A 23,591-nucleotide genomic window follows, 5' to 3' on the forward strand; every position below is an offset into this window, starting at 1 on the left:
CACAGCCGCCCGAAGAGGTCGGCGTCGAGCATCCCCGGGAGGTAGCCGAGCTGTTCGCTTCCGAATAACCCCGAGCACATCGGCAGCAGCGGCAGGAGACGACGATAACCCATGAGCCCCTTTCCTCGCGCCGCGGCGAGAAACGGCCGTTTCCGTTGCAGCCCAGTGCAATTCATGTGTCCGACGAGGTGCTCACCGACCTTCGGCAGCGACTGGAGCCGACTCGCTGGCCGCTCGACGCGGGTAACGAAGACGGGTACTACGGCGTGCCTCGCAGCTACCTCCAGAAACTTGTCGAGTACTGGCGCACCGACTACGACTGGCGCACGGCCGAGGCCGCGATCAATGCCTACGAGCACTACTTCGTCGACGTGCAGGGTGTGCCCGTGCACTTCATGCGCAGGCCGGGCGTGGGTCCCGCCCCGACCCCGGTACTGCTCACCCACGGCTGGCCATGGACTTTCTGGCACTGGGCGAAGGTGCTCGACCCGCTGGCCGACCCCGGTGCGTTCGGCGCTGATCCCGCCGAAGCCTTCGACGTGATCGTCCCCTCGTTCCCCGGCTTCGGGTCCTCCGCACCGCTGCCGGACAACCCGGATATGAACTTCTGGAAGGTCGCCGACCTCTGGCACATCCTCATGACCGAAACCCTCGGCTATCCGAAGTACGCCGCCGCGGGTTGTGACGTCGGCGCGCTGGTCACCGGCCAGCTCGGGCACAAGTACGCCGACGAGCTGTATGCCATCCACATCGGGTCCGGTCAGAAACTCACGCTTTTCGACGGCGACCGGGCATGGGACATCAGCGGGGGCAGGTCTATTCCCGATGGGATACCCGCCGACGTCCGCGCCCGGATCATCGCACTGGAACGTCGCTTCGCCGTCCATCTCGCCGCGCACGTGCTGGAGCCGAGCACACTCGCCTACGGGCTGTCCGACTCGCCCGCCGGGATGCTCGCCTGGATCCTGCAGTGGTGGGTGAGCTGGAGCGACAACGGCGGCGACATTGAGGCCGTCTTCGCCGCAGACGACCTGCTCACCCACGCCATGATCTTCTGGGTGACCAATTCGATCAGCACCTCGATCCGCACCTACGCCAACAACAACCGATACCCGTGGACTCCGTCACACAACAGGCAGCCGGTCATCGAAGCGCCCACCGGCATCACCTTCGTCGGCTACGAGAATCCCCCCGGCATCAGCACCGACCGCCGTGTACAGAGCTTCCTCGACAGCGACCGCGCCGGTTGGTACAACCACGTCAACCTCGCCGCACACGACCAGGGCGGCCACTTCATCCCGTGGGAGATCCCCGATCTATGGGTCGACGATCTGCGCCGTACGTTCCGCGGGCGACGCTGACCGAACGCCGCACGAGCGTTGTCGTGGCCTCATGAAGAGGTTCCCCCGATATGAGCTGCGCGGTGTTCTTGCCATACCGAGCTTCGGGATCGAATGCCAGGACCGAGCGTCCGCCGTCGGCCGACTGGATTGCGCAGTTGACGAAGTCGCTCTCCGTGCGCGGAATTGCGGCAGGCATCCGACCATTCATGGGAACAACGCTCAGGCCACGGCAGTATCGTCGACCATCGTTGTGCTGAGAGGCGATATGGGCCGTGATCTTCGACAGTCTTGATGTGTCATATGGCGAAATGTGGGGTTCGCAACGCGGCATGACCCATCCCGCGCAGATGTCGCGTGAGGTTGCGGCGCGCAGGCATGTCGCCGAAATGGGATACGCGGTTTTGCTGGCCGCACAGGAGCGGCCGCTGGCGCTGGTCGAGCACTGGCCGACAGGGGATTGGCGTGTGTATCTCTTCGACGACAGGACCTATCGCGCGCAGATGATCGACCTCGAGCCCCACGGCGAGGGGGTGTTGCGGATCTCTCGGAACACCCGGTGGCAGATTTCGGGCGAGGAGCAGTACTCGTCCGGTAAATGGGATGTCGAAGAGACCACGACCATATCGGCTGACGGGCAGGTCGAGATCAGGTCCAAGTTCGATGGTTCGGACAATGACTGGTTCGAGCGGCATACCGCTCGAATTCGCGGCCAGGCGACTTCCGGGCCGGGAAACGTAACGGTGCAGCGGTTTTCGGCTTCCATCGAAGACTTCCTCAGCCCCACGCCGGAATTCGGCGGCTGGCAGGTGTTCGTGCCGCTACTCGCCCAGCAGGGCCACGAGCCCGCCTCGGCGGTGGTCCTGCGCGATGCACCAGCGGGCGAGGAGCAGGGGCCGCTGCGCGCCACCGGAATCGAGCAGCTGTTCACTTCGGGCACACGCGGCACCTCGGACGGTCCTGCGGTTGTCGAACTCAGCGTTGCCGGGCTGCTGCGGGTTCCGTCCGGGCGGCTGGTTGTTGCGGATCCCGGTTGGATCGACCAAGAATCGCTGACCGTCACCGTGCCACCGGGCCAGTACCCGGTCACGTTGTCGTTGATACGGTCCGCCGACTCTACACACTCGGGCTCGCGTGTGGCCGCGGCCAAGGTGACTGTTGTGGACACACCGGCCAGCGAGTGGGAGATGGCGCTCCGGCCGGGCCAGGACTTGGGGCTGCTCGGCGAGGGCCAGTTCTACGGGGTCGGTGTGGACACCGGCATGGCGGCTTTCATCGATGCGACCTATGGGCCAGTGAGCGAAGCGGACCTCTACGACTTGGTCGAACGGCTCGACAGCCTTTTCGCGGTGGAGCTGACCACCTCGGAGTCCGAGCCGAACCTCATCGCCTTTCACGCCGGCTGGGGCGACGGAAGCTACCCCGCCTGGATCGGCCGCACCGAAGGCGGACAGGTCAGTTGCGTCGTCATCGACTTCCAGCTCTACCCCCCTTCCCAGGGGGAGTAGTCACCGGGGGCCGAGGTCCAGGCGCCCGGAATCCGGCGTCAGCCGAATGAAACCGCTTCCGAACAAGCGCTTTTCGGTCGGGAAACCCAGCCGATTATCTGGTCGCCGATCGAAATAATCAGCAGCACCGTGGATATCCCGTGGGCGCCAACGGCAAGTCCGCGAGAGTGGGCCGGCATGCACGCCGCTGCAACACCGCTGGTCCCGGACTCGGCGCTCGTCGAGTCCGGGACAGTAGCTCACCGCGGCGCATTTGCCGGGTCAGCCAGCGTCGGGTGCCGACCTTCGCGGTTCGCGCGCCGCACGTCTTCGAAGAACTCGCGCGAGAACATCGCGGACAGGACCGCGATGCCGCCGCGGTGCACGCGGAACTCGCTCGTCAGGCTGGTGCCGGTCAGCCGGACGACCCTGCCCGCGACGTCCCGCAGCCGTGCCATGTCCTTCACCCTGCCGCGACCGGTCCACCGCAGCGCGGTCTGGTCGATGACGGCGTCGTCGGGAACGAGCAGCTTCACCATGGCGTGATCCAGGTCGGCGCGCACTTCGATATCGCCGTCGCCCACGATCCGCGGCGAGCGGAGATCCAGGACGAGAGCGCCGTAGCGGGCGGTCACCTCGAATCGGGAGGCGTCGGTCCAGTCGCCGAGCCGCTTGGCGGTCTCGTGGTCTACGTGGATTCGGGCCGGAGCGGTCGTGAGGTTCATGTCGGGTCCTTTCGGGCGGTTCCTCGCTGCTGAATTAATAGTGCCATGGATACTAGTTACTTTGCAACTAGTATCCAATTATCTAGTGTTCGTGCAACCATTAGAATGGGCTTCATGACAGCATCGGCGCAGATCAAGCGGTCTCCCCTAGCGATGGCACTGCTCGGGATCCTGCATCTGGAACCGATGCACCCGTACGCCATCCAGCGGCGGCTCAAGGAATGGGGCAAGGACAAAGTCGTCAACGTCGCGCAGCGCGCCGCCCTCTACAAGACGATCGCTCGACTGCAGGACGCCGGGCTGGTCACCGTTCGCGAGACGGGCCGCGACCAGCTCTACCCAGAGCGGACCGTCTACGAGATCACCGATGCGGGACGCGCGGCCTTCGCCACCTGGCTGGCCGCGATGCTCGGCGAACCACGCAACGAATACCCCGAGTTTCCGGCCGCGCTGTCGTTTCTCATGCTGCTCGGGCCGGACGCCGCCCATACCGAACTGGAGCGGCGCGCCATGGCGCTGCGCGACCAGCTGGCCGAGATGGCAATCGAGGCCGACCAGGCAGCGAACATGGGCCTGCCGCGCGTCGTGATGCTGGAGGACGAATACCTGCGCGCCGTGACGGCGGCCGAATTACGTTGGCTCGACGGCGTACTCGCCGATCTTGCCGCAGGGACTCTGACCTGGTCCTTCGAGTCACTCGCGCCGTTCCAGAGCGACAACCCCGAGCCGCCGCACGCGTGAAAACGTAGGGTACCGATTATGGTGCCCACCGAGATGTCCGAGCTGGTGCAATCGGTCGTCGAGTCGTATCTGCTCGACGGAACGCGCCGGTACAACCGCCCCGAGGTCGCCGAGCGGACCGGGACGACAAAGGCTCTCACCCGGCGGCTGTGGATAGCGTTGGGTTTCCCCTCCAGCGTGGACGATGATGCGGTCGACTACACCGACGCCGACGTCGCGGCAGTCCGCAACTTCCAGCAGCTGCACGTCCTTTCCTCGGCCGACAACCGCCAGCAGGCGGCGACCGTGCGCACGCTCGGGCAAGGTATGGCGCGGCTGGCGGAGTGGCAGGTCGATTTGGTGCTCGCGGAGATCGCCGAGCGCATTGCGGAGGCGGGCCCGGGAGCCGAATCGGCCGAGACGGTGCGCGCCGCGACCGAGGGCGCCATCGCCACGCTGGAGCAGCTGAACAGCTATGCGTGGCGGCGGCATCTCGCCGCGGCGCTGTCCCGCTCGCTGGACCCGGGAACGACGGCGGGCGAGTCGATCCGAGAGCTGGCCGTCGGCTTCGCGGACATGGTCGGCTACACCCGGCTGACCAGGCACCTGCATCCCGACGAACTGTCCATGCTGCTGGAGGCATTCGAATCCACGACAACCGCGGCCATCACCGAGAACGGCGGCTGGGTGATCAAGAACGTCGGCGACGAAGTGATGTTCGCCGCAGAGAGCGCCGTTGATGCCGCCCGGATCGCGCTGGCCATCCAGGAGTCGACGATGATGGTCGGCGGCACGCCGGAGCTGCGCGTCGCCGTCGCCTACGGCCCGGTGCTGCAGCGCTTCGGGGATCTGTACGGCTCGGTGGTGAACATCGCGTCCCGGCTGACCGGCGTCGCACGGCCGGGCACCGTGCTGATCGATGATGCCGCCGCCGCCGCCGCGCTGGACGGCGAGCCGGAGTTCGACATCAAGAACCTGCGCAGCGTCCGGGTGCGCGGCTTCAACCGGCTACGCCCACACGTGCTGCGCCGCAACGGCAAAAGCAAGTAGGTCCCGCGCCGCGCCCGCGCCGGACGGACCCAAGGCGGCTGCCTCGCCTTCACTCGGCCCGGCGCACAAGCGACTACCTCGAGCCTCCACTCGACCCAGCGCACAAGCGACTACCTCGAGCCTCCACTCGACCCAGCGCACAAGCGACTACCTCGAGCCTCCACTCGACCCAGCGCAGGCTGTGGGCGGACTTCGGTCCGACTGCGCCGATTAGGCTCGTCCCGGTGGAGACGGACTGGTCACGGTTGCGCGCGCGTTCCCTCGTCGAAGAGGACGCGGCGATTCTCGCGTTGCACAAGCCCGCCGGAATCTCCGTCACCGGCGAACGCCATGACACCGACATGGTCGAACTCGCGGCAGCCGCGGGCGAAACGTTATACCCGGTGCACCGGATCGACAAGGTGACCTCCGGCCTGATCTTGTTCGCGAAGGAAATCGGCGCGCACGGTGAGCTGACCAGGCAGTTCAACAAGCAGACCGCCGACAAGGCATACCTGGCCGTCGTCGCGGCCACCGGGCTGCCCGACACCGGGGTGATCGATCTGCCGCTCAGCGTCGGACGAAAGAACCGGGTGCGGATCGCGGCGCCGCGGGAGCGCATACAGCACGAGGCGGATCGGTGGTTCGTCGAAGAAGCCGATCTGCTCGACGCCAAGAACTATCCGTCGGTCACGCACTTCGCGACCGTGCTGCGCGGTGCCACGCACACCGTCCTCGCGCTGCGGCCGGTCACCGGGCGCCGCCATCAGATCCGGGTCCACCTGGCCTGGACTGGTCATCCCATCGTCGGTGACCCACTGTTCGACCGATCGGAAACGCATGAGCGAACCTATCTGCATTCCTGGCGTCTCGGTCTGACCGCGTCGTGGCGCACGCCCCCGGAACTCGTGCTTGCCGCCCCGCCCGACGCCGGATTCTGGCGACCGATAGACGGATCGGACGAGGTAGCGGCGCTCGAGCGTGCGAGCGCGCTGCTGCACACCATCCGCTGAGTCGCTCGAGCTAGCTCGGCGAACGCCCGAGCACAAGCAGGATCCGATCCAGCACCGACGTCTCGTCCGGGACCACCGATCCCGGCGCGAAAGCCGCACCAGGGGCCGAGCGTTCCGGACCGTTGGGGACGGCGAGCGCGATACGTAGCGCCGCCTTGCCGAGGTCTTCGTCCAGGGTGATGGTCTCCCCGATCGACTGCGCGACGTCCCAGGCGTGCACGACACTGTCGATCAGATGGAAGCCGATCGCGAGGCCGGCGGGGAAACTGTAGCCGGGCAGGATCTCCGGCAGCAGCAGCGCTCGCTCGAACACATCCTCGGCGGCGAACGCGGCGATCACGTCGTCGGCCGAGGCGCGATAGTCCGCGGCCGGATCGGTAGCGGGGCGGACCGTCCAGAGCCCGGGATCGTCGCTGCCGCGCGCGGCGGCGGCGAAGCCGTCGTTCTGCGTGATCATGTGCTCCAGCAAGGCTTGGAGATTCCATTCGGCACAAGGTGTTTCGTCGCCGAGCCGGTCGGGGGTCACGCGGTTGACGGCATCGACGCTCAATCGCACGGCACGGGTATGCAGGTCGCGCAGATCCTGCTCATTTCCAATAGTAAGCATCAATATATCATATGCACATACTTACCATTTTCCAAGCAGTATCTTCGATCCATGCCAGAAGCCCGTCCCGACCTCGCCGCGATGATCGTGCCGCTCGGACGGGCGCTCATGGCCGCGGAGGCGCCCGTGCTAGCCCGTCACGAGCTGTCGATGTGGGGCTATGTCGTGCTGCTCGGCCTCGACGCCGAACCCGTCTACACTCAGGCGGCCCTCGCCAAGGCGATCGGCGCGGACAAGACCCGCATCATCGGCGTGCTCGACGAGTTACAGCGGCGCGGGCTCATCGACCGCGCACCAGACCCAGCGGACCGGCGGGTGAACCTGGTGTCGCTCACCGAGGCGGGCCGCGCGCTGCGCGATCGTGCGCAACGCGAAATCCAGGCGCAAGAGAATCGGCTGCTCGATCAGCTCCCCGCCACGGACCGGCGAGTATTCCTGCGCGCACTACGCACCCTTTCCACGGTCGTCACCGAGCAGCCCAAGTAGGACCGGCACGGGGGGACGCGGCACACCGCCGATGCCGCGAACTCGGCATCCTGGCTGTCGCCGACCCAGGCAGCCACCCGGCCCGCCGATACCGGCCACTATGCCCACACCCAGCGGGTTTCGACCGGTGATCAGCCTCATAACGACGCGTAATACGCAGGTCATCTAGCCTGATGACGTGCTGCGGACGCGACGCGAGCACACTCTGGCGCACTGCAGCGATCCCCTAGTGAAAGCGAACGCCGATGATCCTGGTGGCTCAGGTCAGCGACACCCATTTCGATCTCGGCACCCGCAACGCTGAACGTGTGGAGCGGGTCATGGCTTTCCTCGCCGACCTCCGTCGCAAGCCCGATGCCATCCTGGTGACCGGCGACGTCACCGAGGGCGGAAAGCCGGAGCAATATGCCGAGGCCAGGCGCGCCTTCGACATCGACATCCCGGTGTACCCGATCCCGGGCAACCACGACGACCGCATTGGCTTCCGCACCACCCTGCTCGGCGAGCCTGTTTCCGACGCGCCGATCAACCACGCCCATCGCATCGGCGACCTCACCGTCGCCCTGCTGGATTCGAGCATCCCCGGCGAGGCCGGCGGGCAGCTCACCGACGAGACCTACGACTGGCTGCGCGGGGTCCTCGCCGCGGCGCCGGCAGCCAAGCCGGTCCTGCTCGCGCTGCACCACCCTCCCGCACACCTGTTCAGCCCGGTCGTCGACGAGATCTCGCTCGCCGACCCGCGGCGGCTCGCCGACCTGGTCGCGGGCGACGATCACATCGTCGGTGTGCTCACCGGGCACGCGCACTCGTCGGCGACGACCACGTTCGCGGGACGTCCGCTGCTGGTGGGGCCGAGCACCGCGTCCGTGCTGGGCGGCGAATGGGAGCTCGAACTCCCCGACCATGTCATGGACTATGCGCCGGACCCGGCGGTCGCTCTGCACGTCATCGAGAACAACCGCCTGACAACCCATTTCCGCACGGTCCCGATGGGCGGCTGGATGGGGGTACAGCCCGGCTGAGTTCGGTTTACCCGCCGGGAGCCGGGGCAATCGGGAGACGACAGCGACGCCTACCCCGGAGGACCCGCCATGGTCGACCAACCATCCGCAATGGTGAAAGGCGCGTTCGCGACCGGAGCGCGGCTCCGGCACGCGCGGTTGTTCTACGCCGACGGCGTACATCTGTCCGGCCGACTGCACGCGGAGAGCGAGTTCGAGCCGCTCTTCGGCAGCGGCGAACGTGCCGTTATCGCGAGATTGTCCAAGTGGGCGGGTACGCCGGCGGCCTTGCCCGATGTACTCGGGTTCGCGTTCCGGGTGCTCGACCGGGATAACGAGCCGTGGGACTTCGCCTTGTCCACGACCGGTGGTGGCCCGTTGAGCCGATTCGTGTTCACGCCTGCCCGTGGTTGGGCCAGCGCCCGCTACGGCAGCCTGCTGCCCTATCGGGTCGGAAAGTCCACGCCGACCTGGTTCTTCGCCGAGCCGGACGCCGATCAGCCCAGCTCGGCGTCGCTCGACGCGATGAACGAGCACCTGCGTGAACACATGGTGACCTTCACCCTCACCTCGAGCGGCATCGGTGTGCCGCGCCTGCGGCTCGCCGAACTCACGCTCCGCCACGAGGAACCCGCCGAGCACCGGACGGACTATTTCGATCCCATGCTCAATCATCCGCCCGAGGTGAAAATGTTCCCTGAGGCGGTCGGCAAGATTCGCGAGCTTGCCTACACCGGCAGTCGAAGCGGACGTGGCGAAGCGACCTAGCGTCGCGCAGCGCATTCGCGGCGGTAGGCCGCGGGGGTGCCGCCGGTCCACCGCTTGAAGGCGTAGATGAACGTGGACGCTTCGGCATAGCCGAGGCGGATCGCGACATCGCTGACCGAAAGCGGGGTGGCGGTGAGCATTTTCTCGGCCAAAGCGCGGCGGACTTCGTCCAGCAGCGCGCGGTAGCTGGTCCCGGCCGCGTCGAGGTGGCGGCGCAGAGTGCGCGTACTCATATTGAGATCGCTTGCCACGGTGTCGATTCCGGGCGACGCGGCGAATCCGTCGGCGCCACCGCGCGGCACGAGACGCGCACGCACCTCGGCAGCGATACCGGTGCGGGCCCTGCGGCGGTGCACCAGGTCCCGGCACTGTGCCAGGCACATCGCCCAGGTGTGCTCGTTCGCCTGGGGCAGCGGCTGCTCCATCAGCACCGGATCGATGGCGAACAGGTTGTGCGGCATATCGAACTGCGGCCGCACCACCGTGACCTCCCTGATCCGGTCGGCGTAACTCGGTGCGGAGAAATAGAATTCGGCCCTGGTCAACGGTAGATGCGTGCCGAGCAGATCGCTCATCACCTGATGCATCGCGGTCACATCGCGTTCGACCAGGAACTGCCGCACATCGGCAGGCACCGACTCGTCGTGCACCCACGCGACGAACTCGCCCTCGCCCCACTGGGCCACCGGCAGGCAGAAGGTGAAGCTCAGGTCCAGATAGCGCAGCGCGAAACTGATCGCCTCCGCCAGCGTCGGGCTGCTGACACAGGCGAAGCCGAAGATGCCGAAGGTGGTGATCCGATAGCGGCGGCCGACCTCGATACCGAGCGCGGGCAGATCGGGCAGTGCGCGGACGAGATTGCGGATCACCGCGAGCTCGGCGTGCGCATCGATCTGCGCGTCGGGATCGCGCAACTGCCGCTCGGTGAGCCCGGTGCCGCGCAGCATGCGCACGGTGGGAACGTCGTGCTCGGCCGCGTAGCCGACCATCAGCGCCACGCTTGCCACGCCGCGCGGAAAATTCCAATCACGGATTCCCGGACCCTGTAGCCGCTGCACGCGGACATTATGGCCGAATATCTCGATACAACGGGCGGTGGCTCCTACAGTGGAGTCATCCAGGGTCAGGGTCTCTGTGAGGAGTGCCACTTAACGCTTCTCTCGCCTGAAGGCGGGTGATTTCACGCTCGGACCGCGACCCCACCAGCCGCCCGAGGGAGGTGATCGGATTGTCTGACGTCGTCGACACGTGTGTGGCCGCGCTCTGCCACAGCCAGAATCACTCTGGCGGCGTTCCGGTCCCGACAGGCGGTGTACTCGCAGTCGTGGCATCGGAAGGTTCGTTCGGCGAGTTCGAGGTGTTGCTTGGCTCTCGCGAAACACCTCGAACACGTCATCGTCGTATAGGCGGGCCTCATTCCACAAAAACCGGCAGCGATGCCACTCAGCTTCCAGACCGGACTCCACGGTGGAACCCAGCCGCAACCGATAGCTGTACCGCACCACCTCCGCCATGCCCGCGAATCCAGCCGACACCACCGACACACCATCCCGACCCAAGAAACCGCGAAAGGAGGACGGCGCTTGCTCACCCTCGTAACCGAGGGAGTCTCCGCGCCGCACACCTGATGACAGCAGGCAATGGGCCATCGATCCTCATCGTCGGCGCGGGCTTCGGCGGCATCGGTATGGCAATCGAATTGCTCCGCAATGGTTTCGACGACATCACGATCCTCGAGCGCGCCGCCGACCTCGGCGGCGTGTGGCGGGAGAACACCTATCCGGGCGCCGCGTGCGACGTGCCGTCCCCGCTGTATTCGTACTCGTTCGAACCCAAACCGGACTGGCCGCAGCGGTACTCGGGGCGCGCCGCCATCCATGACTACCTGCGCGACGTCGCCGAGCGGCACGGTGTGCTCGACATGATCCGGTTCGGCACCGCCGTGACCGACGCGGAATTCGACGACACCACCGGCCGCTGGACGGTCCGCACCGCGGACGCGGATATCCGGGTCGTGGACGTGCTGATCTCGGCGGTGGGCCAGCTGTCCCGCCCAGCCATGCCGAGAATACCCGGCATCGCCACCTTCACCGGCCCGTCGTTCCACTCGGCGGAATGGAACCATGACGTCGAACTCACCGGCAAACGCGTCGCCTGCGTCGGCACCGGGGCCAGCGCCATCCAGTTCATCCCGGAGATCCAGCCGCAGGTCGCCCACCTCACCCTGTTCCAGCGCACGCCGGCCTGGGTGGTCCCGAAATTCGACACCGACTACTCGCCGATCCAGCACAGCCTGTTCGCGCGGGTCCCCGGCGCGCTGCTGGTCGAGCGGTTCGGGTGGTGGTCGATCGCCGAATTCATCTCGCTCGGGCTCGTCGAGTTCCCCGCGATCGCGCGGCTGGTGGCGCGTATCGCGTCCCAGCACCTGGCCAGGCAGGTCGAGGACCCGCGGCTGCGGGCCGAGCTCACCCCCGACTATCCGGTCGGCTGCAAGCGCGCGCTGTTCTCCAACGACTACTACCCCGCGCTGACCCAGCCGAACGTGCAGGTGGAAACCACCGCGATCACCGAGATCGCACCAGAGGGCGTACACACCGCCGACGGTGTCGTGCACGAGGTGGACGTGATCATCTACGGCACCGGGTTCAAGGGCACCGAGTTCCTCTGGCCGATGAACATCTACGGCCGCGCGGGCCGCAAGCTGTCGGACGCGTGGGCCGACGGCGCGCACGCCTACTACGGCATCTCGGTGCCGGACTTCCCCAACCTGTTCCTGGTCTACGGGCCGAACACCAATCTCGGCGTCGGCTCGATCATCTACATGATCGAATCGCAGACCCGCTACATCCGTCAGGCCGTCCAACTGCTCGCCGACCGCCCCGGTCACTGTCTCGATGTGCGCGCAGACCGGGAGGCGACCTTCAACACCGCCCTCCAACAACGCCTCGCCCGCACCCCCTGGAACTTTTGCTCCAGCTGGTACCGCAACTCCGGAGGCCGAATCACCAACAACTGGCCGGGCTCCCAAACCAGCTACCGCCGCTCCCTCCGCAAACTAGACCCCACTGCCTACACCCTCGCCCCCGTCTGACAAGTAGCGCTCCTCAGAGGCCCTCTCGTATTACGGCAAATCGTGCACCACTCGCCGGGCTGGCAGACTTGTTCCGTGAGTGCACTGCCCTTTGAGGGCGATCCGGGCGAGCGGGGGCCGCTGCGTCCGATCGAGCTGGCCACCGGCGCCGTGCTGGGCGGCGCGACCGTCGGGCTGGTCACCGTCGGCTCGGTAATCCCGTTCGCGGCCGCGCTGCAACTGGTCGCCGCGGTGCCGATGGCACTGATCGCACACCGCTACCGACTGCGGGCCCTGGTCACCGCCACCATCGCGGCCACGCTGGTCACCTTTGTCGCAGCGGGTGTGGTGCCCGCGATCGGGTTGGTGTCGTCGGCGACGCTGGGCGGGATCATAGGCACGGTGAAGCGGCGCCGCGGCGGTATCGTCGCGGTGTTCGGGCTCTCGATGCTGACCGGACTGGTCTGGGCGTTGTTCTCCGTCGGGTCATTGCTGCTGCTCTCCGCGTCCCGCCACCTGCTCTTCGACAACATCCGCAACGCCTCGCGCGGCGTACAGGATCTCGCGGCGCGCCAGACGCAGCTGGAACCCCTCGGGCGGGCCGCCGCCGACCTCACCGACTCGGTCCTGCGCTGGTGGTGGGCCTGGATCGGCGGCAGTGTCGCGATGGGCATGGTCGCCACCGGACTGTTCTCCTGGTACGTACTCGGCTCGGTGCTGGACCGGCTCGTCCTGCTGCCGGGCCGGGATCGGCTGGACGCGCCACACGACGACCGGCCCATCGCGCCGCTGCCGGTCAGGGCGCGCGGGGCCGGATTCCGCTACCCGGGCGCGGTGCGCGACGCGCTGTGTGACATCGACCTCACCGTCGAAGTCGGTGAATTCGTCGCGGTGGTCGGGCACAACGGATCGGGCAAGTCGACGCTGACACGGCTGCTCGCCGGGCTGCCACCTACCTCGGGAACGGTCGAGCGTCCCGGGTCGGCCGGCCTCGGACGTCTCGGCGGAACGGCGCTGGTGTCGCAGCGACCGGAGAGTCAGACCCTCGGTGTGCTCGTCGCCGACGACGTGGTGTGGGGATTGCCCACCGAGCTCGCCGCCGACGTGGACGTCGACGGACTGCTCGGCGAAGTCGGTCTCGGCGGCATGGGCGCGAAGGAGACCGCCACACTCTCCGGCGGGCAGCAGCAACGTCTCGCCGTCGCCGCGGCGTTGGCCCGTCGCCCCGCCCTGCTGATCGCCGACGAGGCGACCTCGATGATCGATCCGGGCGGCCGCCGCGAACTCGTGGAACTGCTCGCGGCACTGCCGAAACGGCACCCGATGGCAGTCGTGCTGGTCACCCATCACGAGGCCGACGCCGCCGCGGCTGATCGAGTCGTGCACCTGGCCGCCGGACGCTCGGTCGAGAACCTGCCCGCCTGGCCGCGCCCGGTGCGCGACGCCAGGCGCAGGCCGATGGGCGAGACGATCCTCGAACTACGCGGCGTTCAGCACACCTACAACCGCGGAACCCCCTGGGAAGCACCGGCTCTGCACGGCGTGGATCTCTCGGTCCGGCGCGGCGAGGCGCTGCTGGTCGTCGGCGGAAACGGATCGGGAAAATCCACCCTGGCTTGGATCACAGCCGGACTGATCGAACCGAGTTCCGGCCGGTGCGAGCTCGGCGGAAAGTCGATCGCCAAGCAGATCGGACGCGTCGAGTTGGCTTTCCAGCATTCCCGCCTGCAACTGCAGAAGCAGACGGTCGGCGCGGAGATCGCGGACTGGGGCGGGCGGGCCACCGGGTCGGGCGCGGTCGGGCGCGCGCTGGACGCGGTGGGGCTGGATCGGTCCCTGGCCGCGCGCTCCATCGAGGAACTCAGCGGCGGACAGGCCAAGCGGGTCGTGCTTGCCGCCATAGTGGCGAGCCATCCGCAGGTCGTCGTACTCGATGAGCCGCTCGCCGGCCTTGACCCCGAAGGCCGCGCCGATATCGTGGAACTGCTGGCGCGGCTGCGAGATTCCGGCCTGACGCTGATCGTCATCTCACACGACGTAGCGGACATGGCCGCGGTGTGTGACCGGATGGTGCATCTGCGGTCCGGACGGATTCTGGCGGCCGAGTCCGCACGCGATACCGCGCTGCTTGCGAACAGCCCCGTGCGACATCGCGATTCCCCACCGACGCCGCTGCGCCCGCCACGCGATGCGGCGTGGCGGCTCGAGCACGGAGGTCGATGATGTCCGCTGAGTCGGCCCGTGAATTGGGAGTCCGCCGATGAGCAAGCGACCAATCAGCACAGCCACCCCGGTGATCACGGCGGAGCCGAGCGCCAGCGAGGTGGAGTCATGAGCGAGCGCAGCGAGCGACCAATCAGCACAGCCACCCCGGTGATCACGGCGGAGCCGAGCGCCAGCGAGGTGGAGTCATGAGCACCGTGCTGTTCCGTCAGGTTCCCGTCGCCAGCCCGGTGCACCGGCTGTGGGCGGGCACGAAGATGATCGGGGCGTTCCTGATCAGCCTGCTGCTGATGTTCCTCCCGTCCTGGCCGGTGCTCGGCGTGATGGTCGCCTTCCTGGTGTTCGTCGGCGTGGTCGCCCGGCTGCCGCTCGGCACGCTGCCGCGTCTGCCGTGGTGGTTCTGGGCGCTGCTCGCCGCCGGAGCCCTGATCAACGTGCCGGTCGGCGGCGCTGCGGTGCTGCGGTACACGCAGGTGGTGGTGTTCGGCCTGATCCTGGTGGCCGCCTCGTTCCTCATCGCGTGGACCACGCCGATGAGCGACATCGCGCCCGCCTTGGCCAAACTCGGTGCGCCGCTGCGCAAGCTCCGGGTGCCCGTTGACGAATGGGCTGTCGTCGTCGCACTGACTCTCCGCGGCCTTCCGCTGCTACTGGAGGAAATCCGGGTCCTGCGTGCCGCCCGCCAACTCCGCCCCAAGGACAGCCTGCTGTACCGCGCCGCCGAAAACCCCCTGATCGACATTCTCACCGCCGCTATGGCGGTGTGCACTCGCCGCGCCGGCGAACTGGGCGAGGCGATCACCGCACGCGGCGGCACGGGGCAGCTCACCGCATACCCCAGCACTCCCAGCTACCGCGACGCCATCGCCCTCGCAGTGGTCATCGCCGTCTGCCTCGGCGCCATCGGGCTGCACCTGCTGCTCTGAACCCGGCCGACGAGCAGCATGGACAGCAGCCGCGCGACGACGCCCGGAACGGCCGAGTGGCCTCGGTGGCAGGTGGCGCGATTCCCACCGATTGCCGGAAGCGGTTGTGTCGACGGCGCCGGGACTTTGCGACATCGAATAGCCAACGGCTATAACAAGACTAGCGCAATCAAAAAGAGGATGAATACCCGTTCAATTCGACGTCTAAACCTTTCAGTCACAGTACAGTTACTTGTCGGGAGCTGTCTTCTTGATCACATCACAGCTGTACACGCTTGCGGGGGAAGGAATTTCGGCGCGCGCGGCGTTCCCTAGAGATCAGGACCTGATGAGATTGGAACCGGAAATGATTGTCCATAAAATCGCAGCGGCTGTCGTGCCACTCGTCGCCGCGCTGACGGTGGGCGCGGGCACCACCCATGCGGAACCAGCCGCCGCCCCCGTCCCGAACATCGAATACAAGGCCCAGCTGATAGGCGAGAAGATCGTCACGACTCTCACCGGGGGCACGTTTTCAGCGTCCGGCGGGTCGGTCGACGTCAAGGATGAAGCCGGAAACGTAGTGGTCACAATGCCGCTGGCCTTCCGGCAGGACGGGCTCGAGTACCCACTGCCTTATGCAGTGAAGGACGCAGACCGGGTGCTGGAGCTAACCGTAGTCAGGGATACCGCGCACGCTCACCCGGTCGCCACACCAGTCGCTTCCCCGTATGAGAACCAGCTAGCTCAGCAAGCCTTCTTGACTCAGTTCGGCATCGCCACCGCCGTTGGCGGGTTCATCGGCACTGCCATTGGAGCGGCTGTCGGACTGATCGGGATTGTCGGTGGTCCGGTAGGTGTCGGCACAGTGCTTACCGGCGCCGCGATCGGGGCGGTCATAGGGACTCTGGTTGCCGGCGGCCCCGCGTTGATCGTCGCCGGTATCGACCTGATCAATACCCTCAACGCCCAGCCGGGAACCACCAAGTGGGTGGACGCCACCGGCCGCTGAAGACCTGACACACGCACCCTCGACACGGCGCGCATCGAATCACTGGTGATTCCGTGCGCGCCGTCTTGCTTCCCGCCCAACCGATGCGCGTTCTCCTCCTCGCACAGCTATCGAGACACCAGAATTCAGAATTCGATGCGCCTACTCGCTCGGAGCAGCGCCACGGTCTGGAGTCGCCGAACCCCCGCACCTAGCGGCGGCCCGGAGGGTGGATTATCGCGAATGACACCCAGGCGCCACCGGCACCCTTGCGAACCGATCCGCAAGGTACCCCATCGCCCCCGACGCCTCACCGATCGCCGTCGGATTGTGAGTCGGCAGCATCGAGTGCAGCGACGTGATGGTTGCCCCCTGCGCGCAGTACCGCCCGAGCAGGTCGGTGAATCCGGCCACGGGTATCACGTCGTCGGTCGTGCTGTGGTACAGGTACATCGGTACGGCAGGCGCGCTGCCGCCGAGCTCTTGCGCCGCGGTCGCGGCCCGAAAAGCGGGGTGGGACAGCACATCCGGGACCGTGGCGAAGTCGTCGACCCGCGCCCCGACGTACTTCGGCACCAGATCGGACCCGCAAGCCGCCGCGTCCTCGGCCAGTGCCGCCTGCCCACGGTCGTTGAGCAATTCCAGGACGCCGTCGGCGGGATTGTTGCGGGCGACCGCGAACAGGATGAGGATCGCCAACCCGGCCTGCACACCACCGTCCGCGTGACGGGCGATGGCGGGCCAATCCGCCGGAACACCTCCTGAGGTGATCCCCGCGAACCGGACGTCCGGCGCGTAGCGCGGTTGCAACTGCGCGGCCCACAAGGTGGCGAAGGCGCCGCCTGAATAACCCCATGCGCCGATCGGCGTGGCGGGTCCGAGGCCGGCCGCAGGGAAATCGCGGGCCGCCCTGATGCCGTCCAGCACGCCACGTCCGGAGTTCACCCCGTCCAGGAACCGGGACCGCGGGCCTTCGTAGTCACTGGCCACTACGGCCCATCCCCGTCGGAGCGCTTCGGCCATGAACGGCGTGTCGATCAGCGTGTTGACCACGCCGGTATCCCAGCCTCCGCGCAGCGCGAACGAGGGCGCGCAATGTGTGCCGAGACTGTCCTCGGGGACCTGATAGGACAGCAGTGGCCGTGCCCCCGGTCCGAACCACGGCAGTATCGGCACCATCACCGTCGCAACGCCGGGCGCGGGACGGTCGCTCGCGTCGGTAGTCCGATATGCGACCTGCCACGCCGAGACCGGAAGGGGCAGACCGAACAACCCGATCGGCCGGGAATCCAGAACGGCGCCGTTCGGATACGAGGCGAGGTCGGCAGGTTCCGCGTAGAAGGGATCGTCGTCCGGGCGTGGCACACCCGCGAACGCTGCCGGGACGGTGATGAGCGTTGCGGCGAGGAGGGCCAGCGCCGCGAGAACGGTTGCCGGAATGGTGCGCAGGGCGCACAGGCCCCGATGCCGCGACTGCCCAGTGACAGACGTTCCGTGAATCTTGTTCATCACGGCCTCCCCAGTCCGGCGAGACACGATGGAAAGCCCGAGCGCCGACACGCCTCCCGCCTCTGGGTACCAAGGATACTGCCAGGTCAGAGGCCCGGCAACGGGTCACTTCCAGGTCGGACCCACCGCCGCGGCTGTCCTCTCGGCTGGCTACAGTGGTGCGAAATAGCCTTTAGCGCAACCCGATCGCCGCAAATTCCGCGCCGTCGGCGACCAGAACGCAACAAAGAGGAGTGGCCGAACATGCGGCATGGCAACGGATTGGACATCCCAGAAGGACTCGCCGATGTGTGCGCGCCGGACCGACTGGCAGTCATCGTCTACGACATGCAGGTCGGCGTGCTCAGCCAGCTGCCGGACGGCCCGGAGATCATCGAGCGCGTGGCGCGGGTGGTGGACGCGGCGCGGTCGGGCGGTTACCCCGTGGTCTTCCTGCGCCACTTCTTCCTGCCCGAGCGCCTCAGCGGAACGTTCGCGCTGCGCATGGCCATGAGCTGGCAGCAGGTGGATTCGGTGGACAAGGTGCGCTTCATCCTGCAACGCGACACCCCGGCCTTCGAGCTGGTTCCCGAGCTGCAGCCGCGCGAGGACGAGGTGGTGTTCGACAAGACGTCGATGTCCGCGTTCGAAGGCACTCCGCTGGCTTCGATGTTGCGCGACCTGCGCATCGGCGCGTACGCGATCGCGGGCGTCGCACTGGAGATCGGCATCGCCCCCACCGTCACGCACTCCACCGACCTCGGTTTCGTTCCGGTGGTGATCAGCGATGCCTGCGGCGGCCGGGACAAAGAGGCCATGGCGCGCGCCTACGACGACTTCGAATTCCAAGGCCACACGCTGGTCACGGACATCGCCACCATCACACCGCTGCTCGCGGGCGCCAACTGACGAAGCAGCGGGGACATGGCGGTACGGCCGGAATCGGGCCAGCGTCATGTCCCGTTCGGCGTCACTGCTTGCGCAGCGCCTTCTTGGCCGCTTCCTGGGCGGAGTCGACCTGGCTGACGAATTTGCCGTCGGTCTTCTTGTCGACGAGGTCGCCCGCCTTGTCGATGACCGCGTCCACCTTGTCCGCGTTCTTCTGGGCCAGGTCGATCGCCTTGTTGGCCAAATTCTTGAAATCCACCGTGTACTCCTCGTTCTCGCGCCGGGTACCGCCGCGAACTCACCCTACTCAGCCCCATCGCTTCCGGGCGGGCGCTGCGACGCGGAGTGACCGCGCTCAGTCCGAGCCGCCCAACCACGCCGGATGCCACAGGCGACCGGATTCGGTCCAGTTCATGAATCGCACCGTGCCGCCGAGCTTCGGCGTCACCCAGACCGCCTCCTTGCGCTCGTCGGCGGTGAGATCGTTGTCGAACGGACAAGTCTTGCGTTCCAGCTTGCTCAGCCGTTGGGCCAGGTCCCGCAGGTCCGGCTCGGTGAACCCGGTGCCGACCCGCCCGACGTAGTACAGCCGCCCCTCGTGTGGAATGCCGACGAGCAGCGACTTGAAGTTCCTGGCCGCGCTGCGCCGCCAGCCACCGATCAGCACGTCCTGGGTGCGCCAGTTGCGCTGCTTCACCCACGAATGCCCGCGCTTGCCCGGCAGATACACCGAGTCCTTGCGTTTCGCGACCACGCCCTCCAGCCCGTGTTCCTGGCTGTAGTGCACCGCATCGGCGCCCGAACCGTCCAACCGCGGCGGCACCAGCAGCGACGGGGCATTCGCCGCCAGCGCCTCCAGAACCCGGCGGCGGTCCGAATACCGTTTGCGGACAAGGGAGGTGCCGTCCAGATACAGGACGTCGAAGGCGACGAATACAGCCCGCGCCGCATCGGCCTGCAACAACCCGAGGGTGGCGACGCCGTGATCGTCGAATACCACCGCCTCGCCGTCCAGGACCACGCTGTGCTCGGCCAGTTCCCGCGCAAGTTTCCGCATTCCCGGGTAGCGATCGGTTACCACATTCCCGGCCCGGCTGCGCAGGGTGAACGCACCGGAGTCGATCTCGGCGATCAGCCGGAACCCGTCCCACTTCGTCTCGAAACACCACTCGCCCGCGTCGAGGTCGGCGACGTCGCCGGGAGTGGCCAGCATCGGCGCGAGGCCGCGCGGGAACGGTGACGCCCCGCTCGACGGGCGGACAATTCGACCGGCAGACGCCTCGGGTTCGGCGCCTGAACCGTGCTCCGCGTCGTCCGGCCCCGCGTCGTTCTGCTCTCGCATGAGGTGCATCAGCCACTGGTTGCCATTGGTCTGGATCAGCGCGTACCGCCCATTGAGCTGTCTGCCGTGGAAATGGACGATCACCTCGTCGTCGCGCCATTTCTCGGTGTCGTAGGTGCCGGAATCCCAGATCGTCATCTCGCCCCCGCCGTACTCCCCCTTCGGGATGGCGCCGTGGAAATCCAGATATTCCAACGGATGGTCCTCGGTGTGCACGGCGAGCCGGTTCTGGTGCGAGGAGGTCGGCGGGCCTTTCGGTACGGCCCAGGAGACCAGCACCCCGTCGCGCTCCAGCCGCACGTCCCAATGCAGCCGCCGCGCATGATGCTCCTGCACGACGTACCGCTTGTTCTCCGCCGGCTCGGGCCGCTCGGCGGGAATCGGCTCGGGGGTGCGCGCCGGATCGCGCATCGACCGGTACTTCGCCAGCGCGTCCGCGCCCGATTCCGCCGAGGCCGAGTCGAGCGGCAGGTCGAGCTCGGCCAGCAGATCACCTTCCGACCGGAACCGAGCGAGGACTTCGTCGAATGGCAAGTGCCGCAGCTTCTTCCGGTTCTCGATCTCCTTCCAGGTGCGCGGTGCCGCGACAGTGGGCTCCGGGCGTCCGCGTAGCGAGTAGGGCGCGATGGTGGTCTTGGCCGGGTTGTTCTGGCTCCAATCCAGGAAGATCTTCCCGCCGCGCGCCGACTTCGCCATCGTCGCGGTGACCAGATCCGGGTGCAGCTTCTCGAGATTCGTGGCCACCTGCTTGGCCACTGTGGACGCGCCGCCAGGGCTCAGCTCCCGATCGAGCGGCACGTAGAGGTGAATTCCCTTGCTGCCACTGGTGACCGGGAACGTGCGCAAGCCGATCTCATCGACCATGTCGCGTACCGCAAGCGCCACCCTGGCGCATTCGGCGAGCCCGGCCCCCGGGCCAGGATCGAGATCGAACACCAGCCTGGTCGCCGGACCCGTACGGTCGCCGTCGAATCGCCATTGCGGCACATGGACTTCCAGCGACGCCTGCTGACCGAGCCAGGCCAGCCCGGCCTCGGAATCGACCACCGGATAGACGACCGTGCGGCCGGAATGCCGGATCGTGTGTCGCTCGAGCCAGGACGGCGCATGTGACGCGAGATTCTTCTCGAAGAAGGAGGGCTCGTCGACTCCGTTGGGCCAGCGCTTCCTGGTGACCGGACGCCCAGCGATATGCGGGAGCATGGCGGGCGCGATCGCCGAATAGTAGGCGATGACTTCGCCTTTGGTGGTGCCGGTTGCCGGATACAGCACCTTGTCGAGGTTGCTCAGCTCAACCTCGATACCACCGAAATTCCGGCGGGACACCATATCCGCAGTGTAGAGGCGGAGACCGCACTCGGCCCCCGCCACGACCTCAGGCCTGCGGCCCCTGCTGGCCGGACTGGTCGGGCGGGACCACCTTCTTGGCGGCCTCTTTGCCCTTCTCGATCTTGTCCGAGTATTTGCCGTGCGTCTTCTGGTCGATGAAGTCACCGGCCTTGTCGACCGCGTCGTTGATCTTGTCGGCGTTCTTGGCCGCCGCTTCCTTTCCCTTGCCGACCAGGCCCTTCAGAGTGTCCGCGAAACTCATCGCCGTCATTCCCTTCCTGTCGCCAACTATCCGGAGTTATTCATCCAACATTCTCCCACCAGGAATCCCCTGGGGAGACACCCTGCGAATCCACACGCTGCCCCGGCATCGGCACGGCGACGGTGGTGCCTGCGGCCCGAGCGGCCGCCACCATCCGCTGCACCGGCTCGGACCACCCGTGGAACGCGAGGTTGAATGTCGCCCAGTGGATGGGCACGAGGAGGCCGTGCCCGGGGTCGCCGACACCCAGGTCGGCGTGCGCCCGGACCGCCTCCTCCGGGTTCATGTGCACGTCCGGCCAACGCTCGTCGTATGCGCCGATCGGCAGCAGCGTCAGATCGAACGGACCGAGCGCCGTGCCCGCCTCGGCAAAAGCCTTGGTGTATCCGGTGTCGCCGCCGAAGTAGGCCCGTCGCGTCGATCCGACGATCGACCACGACGCCCACAACGTGGTGTTGCGGATCAGACCGCGGCCCGAGAAGTGCCGGGCCTCGGTACAGGTCAGCACCAGATCGGCACTGCCCCTGCCACAACCCAGCGCGGAGAGCGATACCGAACCGCCCCAATCCAATTCGATGATGCGATCGTCCGGGACACCCCAGTGCCGCAGGTGCGCGCCGATGCCGATCGGGACGAGGAACGGCGCGCTCTGGCGCAGCACCAGTTCCCGGACGGTCTCCTTGTCCAGGTGATCGTAGTGATCGTGCGAGATGATCACCGCGTCCACCGCGGGCAGTTCGGACAGCGGCTGCGGCACCGGGTGCATCCGCGCGGGGCCTACCATGGCCGACGGCGAAACCCGTTCGCTCCATACCGGATCGGTGAGAATCCGATAGCCGTCGACCTCGATCAGGGTGGTGGCGTGGCCGTACCAGGTGACGGCGAGGTCGGCGGCCTCGGGTGGAGCCTGCGGGGTCTGTAATGGAATCGGCCCTGGCGGCCTGCCCACGTTGCGCTTGGTCAGGGCCGAGACCAGCAGGGAGGAAGCCGAACCCGCGGCCAACTGGCTGCTGGGCTCCGTGTTGTGGAACTGGCGGTCACGGTAGCTCGTCGCGCCCGCCGCGTACGGCTGGATCGCCGAGATCGAAGCGCCCATCGCGGAGGGGATACCCCACACCGCCCGCACCACCCAGGTGACGCCGAGCGCACCGGCGGCCGCACCGGCGATACGTCGAAGGTCCATCATCGCCCCACAAACTTCGCCGCACGCTTTTCTTGTCGGGCCAAGCGCCCCTCCCGGGCGTCCTCGCTCGTCCACGCTGCCTCCAGTGCGGCACGCTGCTGCGCGTTCTCCGGGTCGCGGGTGCCGTCGTCGTTGAGCACCAGTTTCATGTGCCGCAGCGACAGCGGCGCCAGCTCGGCGATCTCCTTCGCCCAGATCTGCGCGTCGGCGAGGGTGCCGATCCGGTTGGCGAACCCGAAGGCGTAGGCGTCGGCGGCCGACACCGGTTCCGCGCCGAGCAGGACGGTCCTGGCTGGACCACCGCCGATCAGCGAGACCAGCCTGCGCATGGTCCAGCCGTCCACCGTGATGCCCAGCTTCGCGGCCGGGATCGCGAGGTAGGCATCGGGCGCTAGCACCCGCAGATCCGAGGCCAGCGCCAGCTGCACACCCGCACCGAACGCGCCGCCGTTGATCGCCGAAATCACCGGGATCGGCGCCGATTCGATCGTGTGCAGCATCTCCCGCAAGCCGGAGAGGAATTCGTCGGACTGCACGCCGGACAGATCGGCGCCCGCACTGAAAATCGGGCCTCGCCCGGTCACCACGATGACCCGTGCCTGATCGGCGACGGCGGCAAGGACAGCTTCGCGCAGCAGCGTCACGAGCTCGCTGTCGAGCGCGTTACGACGCTCCTCCCGTTGTAGTTCGATGGTGACTACGTCACCATCGCGGCTGACGCCGAGCATTCGACC

The 23,591-nt window shown here is 67.2% G+C and carries 22 protein-coding genes and 1 pseudogene; 13 read left to right on the top strand and 10 right to left on the bottom strand.

Annotated elements, in window-relative coordinates:
• The first annotated feature begins 155 nt into the window (after nucleotides 1-155).
• Entirely contained in the window at nucleotides 156-1,361 is a 1,206-nt protein-coding gene (locus tag AB4Z47_RS24940; protein ID WP_441954089.1) for an epoxide hydrolase family protein, read from the top strand.
• 275 nt (nucleotides 1,362-1,636) lie between these two features.
• Nucleotides 1,637-2,848, top strand: coding sequence for a DUF4241 domain-containing protein (locus tag AB4Z47_RS24945; protein ID WP_441954091.1), 1,212 nt, complete (start codon nucleotides 1,637-1,639; stop codon nucleotides 2,846-2,848).
• Nucleotides 2,849-3,087: 239 nt separating this feature from the next.
• Here AB4Z47_RS24945 and AB4Z47_RS24950 read toward each other — a convergent pair whose 3' ends face one another.
• On the bottom strand, nucleotides 3,088-3,552 hold the full coding sequence (locus tag AB4Z47_RS24950) for a hypothetical protein (protein ID WP_441954093.1): 465 nt from the start codon (nucleotides 3,550-3,552) through the stop codon (nucleotides 3,088-3,090).
• 114 nt (nucleotides 3,553-3,666) lie between these two features.
• Between AB4Z47_RS24950 and AB4Z47_RS24955 the strand changes: the two genes are divergently transcribed.
• The 3 genes from AB4Z47_RS24955 to AB4Z47_RS24965 all read left to right on the top strand — a co-directional run bounded on the left by AB4Z47_RS24955 (nucleotide 3,667) and on the right by AB4Z47_RS24965 (nucleotide 6,314).
• Nucleotides 3,667-4,293, top strand: a complete 627-nt coding sequence (locus tag AB4Z47_RS24955; protein ID WP_441954095.1) for a PadR family transcriptional regulator — start codon at nucleotides 3,667-3,669, stop codon at nucleotides 4,291-4,293.
• An 18-nt stretch (nucleotides 4,294-4,311) separates the two neighbouring features.
• Nucleotides 4,312-5,322 (top strand): adenylate/guanylate cyclase domain-containing protein, encoded by a 1,011-nt coding sequence (locus AB4Z47_RS24960; protein ID WP_441954096.1) that lies wholly within the window; start codon nucleotides 4,312-4,314, stop codon nucleotides 5,320-5,322.
• 224 nt (nucleotides 5,323-5,546) lie between these two features.
• Nucleotides 5,547-6,314 carry an RluA family pseudouridine synthase gene (locus AB4Z47_RS24965; protein ID WP_441954098.1) on the top strand — a complete coding sequence of 256 codons (768 nt, stop codon included), beginning with the start codon at nucleotides 5,547-5,549 and terminating at the stop codon, nucleotides 6,312-6,314.
• A gap of 10 nt (nucleotides 6,315-6,324) precedes the next feature.
• Here the strand turns inward: AB4Z47_RS24965 and AB4Z47_RS24970 are convergent, their stop codons facing one another.
• Nucleotides 6,325-6,921: a TIGR03086 family metal-binding protein gene (locus AB4Z47_RS24970; protein ID WP_441954100.1), complete on the bottom strand. Its 597-nt coding sequence runs from the start codon at nucleotides 6,919-6,921 to the stop codon at nucleotides 6,325-6,327.
• Nucleotides 6,922-6,972: 51 nt separating this feature from the next.
• Between AB4Z47_RS24970 and AB4Z47_RS24975 the strand changes: the two genes are divergently transcribed.
• From AB4Z47_RS24975 to AB4Z47_RS24985, 3 genes are all read left to right on the top strand, one after another.
• Nucleotides 6,973-7,407 (top strand): MarR family winged helix-turn-helix transcriptional regulator, encoded by a 435-nt coding sequence (locus AB4Z47_RS24975; protein WP_441954102.1) that lies wholly within the window; start codon nucleotides 6,973-6,975, stop codon nucleotides 7,405-7,407.
• 245 nt (nucleotides 7,408-7,652) lie between these two features.
• Nucleotides 7,653-8,429 carry a metallophosphoesterase gene (locus tag AB4Z47_RS24980; protein ID WP_441954104.1) on the top strand — a complete coding sequence of 259 codons (777 nt, stop codon included), beginning with the start codon at nucleotides 7,653-7,655 and terminating at the stop codon, nucleotides 8,427-8,429.
• A 69-nt stretch (nucleotides 8,430-8,498) separates the two neighbouring features.
• Entirely contained in the window at nucleotides 8,499-9,176 is a 678-nt protein-coding gene (locus tag AB4Z47_RS24985; protein ID WP_441954106.1) for a phosphodiesterase, read from the top strand.
• Here the strand turns inward: AB4Z47_RS24985 and AB4Z47_RS24990 are convergent.
• Both AB4Z47_RS24990 and AB4Z47_RS24995 read right to left on the bottom strand, forming a co-directional pair.
• The gene (locus AB4Z47_RS24990; RefSeq protein ID WP_441954107.1) at nucleotides 9,173-10,234 is read right to left on the bottom strand and encodes an AraC family transcriptional regulator; all 1,062 of its coding nucleotides are present in this window, start codon (nucleotides 10,232-10,234) and stop codon (nucleotides 9,173-9,175) included. The two genes, AB4Z47_RS24985 and AB4Z47_RS24990, sit on opposite strands and share 4 nt — an antisense overlap.
• Before the next feature lie 122 nt (nucleotides 10,235-10,356).
• Nucleotides 10,357-10,593, bottom strand: a pseudogene (locus AB4Z47_RS24995) (zinc ribbon domain-containing protein); the annotation flags it as partial.
• 210 nt (nucleotides 10,594-10,803) lie between these two features.
• Here AB4Z47_RS24995 and AB4Z47_RS25000 point away from each other — a divergent pair.
• The 4 genes from AB4Z47_RS25000 (at nucleotide 10,804) to AB4Z47_RS25015 (ending at nucleotide 16,386) form a co-directional block, all read left to right on the top strand.
• On the top strand, nucleotides 10,804-12,267 hold the full coding sequence (locus tag AB4Z47_RS25000; protein ID WP_441954109.1) for a flavin-containing monooxygenase: 1,464 nt from the start codon (nucleotides 10,804-10,806) through the stop codon (nucleotides 12,265-12,267).
• Nucleotides 12,268-12,342: 75 nt separating this feature from the next.
• Complete coding sequence (locus AB4Z47_RS25005; protein WP_441954111.1) at nucleotides 12,343-14,469, top strand: ABC transporter ATP-binding protein; 2,127 nt, start codon at nucleotides 12,343-12,345, stop codon at nucleotides 14,467-14,469.
• A 188-nt stretch (nucleotides 14,470-14,657) separates the two neighbouring features.
• Nucleotides 14,658-15,395 (top strand): energy-coupling factor transporter transmembrane component T family protein, encoded by a 738-nt coding sequence (locus tag AB4Z47_RS25010; RefSeq protein ID WP_441954113.1) that lies wholly within the window; start codon nucleotides 14,658-14,660, stop codon nucleotides 15,393-15,395.
• Nucleotides 15,396-15,645: 250 nt separating this feature from the next.
• Nucleotides 15,646-16,386: an ammonium transporter gene (locus AB4Z47_RS25015; RefSeq protein ID WP_441954115.1), complete on the top strand. Its 741-nt coding sequence runs from the start codon at nucleotides 15,646-15,648 to the stop codon at nucleotides 16,384-16,386.
• 213 nt (nucleotides 16,387-16,599) lie between these two features.
• Here the strand turns inward: AB4Z47_RS25015 and AB4Z47_RS25020 are convergent, their stop codons facing one another.
• Nucleotides 16,600-17,874, bottom strand: coding sequence for a lipase family protein (locus tag AB4Z47_RS25020; RefSeq protein ID WP_441954117.1), 1,275 nt, complete (start codon nucleotides 17,872-17,874; stop codon nucleotides 16,600-16,602).
• 243 nt (nucleotides 17,875-18,117) lie between these two features.
• Between AB4Z47_RS25020 and AB4Z47_RS25025 the strand changes: the two genes are divergently transcribed.
• Nucleotides 18,118-18,762 carry a cysteine hydrolase family protein gene (locus AB4Z47_RS25025; protein ID WP_441954119.1) on the top strand — a complete coding sequence of 215 codons (645 nt, stop codon included), beginning with the start codon at nucleotides 18,118-18,120 and terminating at the stop codon, nucleotides 18,760-18,762.
• A 61-nt stretch (nucleotides 18,763-18,823) separates the two neighbouring features.
• Here AB4Z47_RS25025 and AB4Z47_RS25030 read toward each other — a convergent pair whose 3' ends face one another.
• The 5 genes from AB4Z47_RS25030 to AB4Z47_RS25050 form a co-directional block, all read right to left on the bottom strand.
• Entirely contained in the window at nucleotides 18,824-19,000 is a 177-nt protein-coding gene (locus AB4Z47_RS25030) for an antitoxin (RefSeq protein ID WP_441954121.1), read from the bottom strand.
• Nucleotides 19,001-19,096: 96 nt separating this feature from the next.
• Nucleotides 19,097-21,412, bottom strand: a complete 2,316-nt coding sequence (locus AB4Z47_RS25035) for an ATP-dependent DNA ligase (RefSeq protein WP_441954123.1) — start codon at nucleotides 21,410-21,412, stop codon at nucleotides 19,097-19,099.
• A 46-nt stretch (nucleotides 21,413-21,458) separates the two neighbouring features.
• Nucleotides 21,459-21,674 carry an antitoxin gene (locus AB4Z47_RS25040; RefSeq protein ID WP_327112347.1) on the bottom strand — a complete coding sequence of 72 codons (216 nt, stop codon included), beginning with the start codon at nucleotides 21,672-21,674 and terminating at the stop codon, nucleotides 21,459-21,461.
• A 40-nt stretch (nucleotides 21,675-21,714) separates the two neighbouring features.
• Complete coding sequence (locus AB4Z47_RS25045; RefSeq protein WP_441954137.1) at nucleotides 21,715-22,857, bottom strand: MBL fold metallo-hydrolase; 1,143 nt, start codon at nucleotides 22,855-22,857, stop codon at nucleotides 21,715-21,717.
• Nucleotides 22,857-23,585 (bottom strand): enoyl-CoA hydratase, encoded by a 729-nt coding sequence (locus AB4Z47_RS25050; protein ID WP_441954125.1) that lies wholly within the window; start codon nucleotides 23,583-23,585, stop codon nucleotides 22,857-22,859. The genes AB4Z47_RS25045 and AB4Z47_RS25050 overlap by 1 nt, the downstream gene beginning before the upstream one ends.
• Nucleotides 23,586-23,591 lie beyond the last annotated feature (6 nt).

The sequence above is a fragment of the Nocardia sp. 2TAF39 genome (genome assembly GCF_052114905.1).
Lineage (GTDB): Bacteria > Actinomycetota > Actinomycetes > Mycobacteriales > Mycobacteriaceae > Nocardia.

Coding starts and splice junctions, on each gene's coding strand:
- AB4Z47_RS25000 (WP_441954109.1), top strand. CDS start 10,804: ATGACAGCAGGCAATGGGCCATCGATCCTCATCGTCGGCGCGGGCTTC.
- AB4Z47_RS24980 (WP_441954104.1), top strand. CDS start 7,653: ATGATCCTGGTGGCTCAGGTCAGCGACACCCATTTCGATCTCGGCACC.
- AB4Z47_RS24970 (WP_441954100.1), bottom strand. CDS start 6,921: ATGCTTACTATTGGAAATGAGCAGGATCTGCGCGACCTGCATACCCGT.
- AB4Z47_RS25020 (WP_441954117.1), bottom strand. CDS start 17,874: ATGAACAAGATTCACGGAACGTCTGTCACTGGGCAGTCGCGGCATCGG.
- AB4Z47_RS24985 (WP_441954106.1), top strand. CDS start 8,499: ATGGTCGACCAACCATCCGCAATGGTGAAAGGCGCGTTCGCGACCGGA.
- AB4Z47_RS25050 (WP_441954125.1), bottom strand. CDS start 23,585: ATGCTCGGCGTCAGCCGCGATGGTGACGTAGTCACCATCGAACTACAA.
- AB4Z47_RS24975 (WP_441954102.1), top strand. CDS start 6,973: ATGCCAGAAGCCCGTCCCGACCTCGCCGCGATGATCGTGCCGCTCGGA.
- AB4Z47_RS25035 (WP_441954123.1), bottom strand. CDS start 21,412: ATGGTGTCCCGCCGGAATTTCGGTGGTATCGAGGTTGAGCTGAGCAAC.
- AB4Z47_RS25045 (WP_441954137.1), bottom strand. CDS start 22,857: ATGGACCTTCGACGTATCGCCGGTGCGGCCGCCGGTGCGCTCGGCGTC.
- AB4Z47_RS25040 (WP_327112347.1), bottom strand. CDS start 21,674: ATGAGTTTCGCGGACACTCTGAAGGGCCTGGTCGGCAAGGGAAAGGAA.
- AB4Z47_RS25010 (WP_441954113.1), top strand. CDS start 14,658: ATGAGCACCGTGCTGTTCCGTCAGGTTCCCGTCGCCAGCCCGGTGCAC.
- AB4Z47_RS24960 (WP_441954096.1), top strand. CDS start 4,312: ATGGTGCCCACCGAGATGTCCGAGCTGGTGCAATCGGTCGTCGAGTCG.
- AB4Z47_RS24955 (WP_441954095.1), top strand. CDS start 3,667: ATGACAGCATCGGCGCAGATCAAGCGGTCTCCCCTAGCGATGGCACTG.
- AB4Z47_RS24950 (WP_441954093.1), bottom strand. CDS start 3,552: ATGAACCTCACGACCGCTCCGGCCCGAATCCACGTAGACCACGAGACC.
- AB4Z47_RS25025 (WP_441954119.1), top strand. CDS start 18,118: ATGCGGCATGGCAACGGATTGGACATCCCAGAAGGACTCGCCGATGTG.